The organism is Bowmanella yangjiangensis, from assembly GCF_017255015.1.
GTDB lineage: Bacteria > Pseudomonadota > Gammaproteobacteria > Enterobacterales > Alteromonadaceae > Bowmanella > Bowmanella yangjiangensis.
In genome coordinates this window covers 1-899 of the sequence record NZ_JAFKCS010000326.1, presented here as the reverse complement: position 1 = coordinate 899, position 899 = coordinate 1, and the positions used below count along the sequence as shown (strand labels likewise).

The window sequence follows — 899 nt, the reverse complement described above, 5'->3', positions numbered from 1 at the left end:
GATCGAGTGCTGGCTCGATGACTGGGCGCACTTGCTCGATGAGCGCCAGCCCAGCCAGCAGTCCCTCGCCGAGATGCGCGAGCAGCTGCCGGAGAAGGTCAGGGCGCTGAACCAGGTGGCCGAGGGCTTCTACGCGCACTGGCTGCAACTGGCGGGGCTGTGAGCTAGGGGCCCCAATAGTCGAAGTAGTAGATGCTGCCGGACTGGATCTCGAATTCGATCTCGCCACCGCATTCGATCGTGTGCACCCCCGGTGTCGTTTCGCCGGCCTCGTCGAGTGGCACCGACCAGGGTTTGCCGTCCAGCGAGAGCGTGCCGCAGCCACCGCCGTTGTCATGCTCGATCACCAGGTAGGTCTTGCCATCGGCGCTCGGCTTGTAGCGGCCGCGAAGCTCGTAGGTGGCGTCCGCATCCATGCCGGCGACGTTCACCAGCAGGACGATGGCGATGGCCAGCAGGACGCAGGCCAGCAGGGCTCCCAGGGCGATCAGCGCATACTTGAGCACGCGGATCATGGTGCGGGCTCGTCGGCGATGATGGCCAGCAGATCGGTCACCCCGACGTCCACCCCGGCCTGCGAGAGCAGGGTCGTCGCCTGGCCACGATGGTGGGTCTGGTGGTTGAACAGGTGTATCAGCAGGGCGAAGAAGTTCTTTCTCGCCTCGATCCCCCTGGTGTTGCGATAGGCCAGGGGCTGGTCCAGCTGTTCTTCATCGATTTCCGCAGCCAGCGCCTCGATGCAGGCGTCCAGCTGCACGCGCAGGGCGGTCAGCTCGCGGATGTTCGCGGCCATCGGCTGATCCAGGCGCGTGGGCCGTTGCAGCCCGGCGAGCGCCTGCAGCGCCCGATGGTTCGCCGGGTGTGCGGCATAGCGCCCGAGCCAGATCAGGTCGGCCACC

General features: G+C 66.5%; 2 protein-coding genes. Both read right to left on the bottom strand.

The genetic code is table 11. From position 1 onward, the window contains the following. Positions 1-164: 164 nt before the first annotated feature. Entirely contained in the window at positions 165-515 is a 351-nt protein-coding gene (locus J0A65_RS24335) for a hypothetical protein (protein ID WP_206596836.1), read from the bottom strand. Continuing rightward, a partial coding sequence (locus tag J0A65_RS24330) for a DinB family protein (protein WP_206596835.1) occupies positions 512-899 on the bottom strand: 388 nt, incomplete at its 5' end. The genes J0A65_RS24330 and J0A65_RS24335, both read right to left, overlap by 4 nt.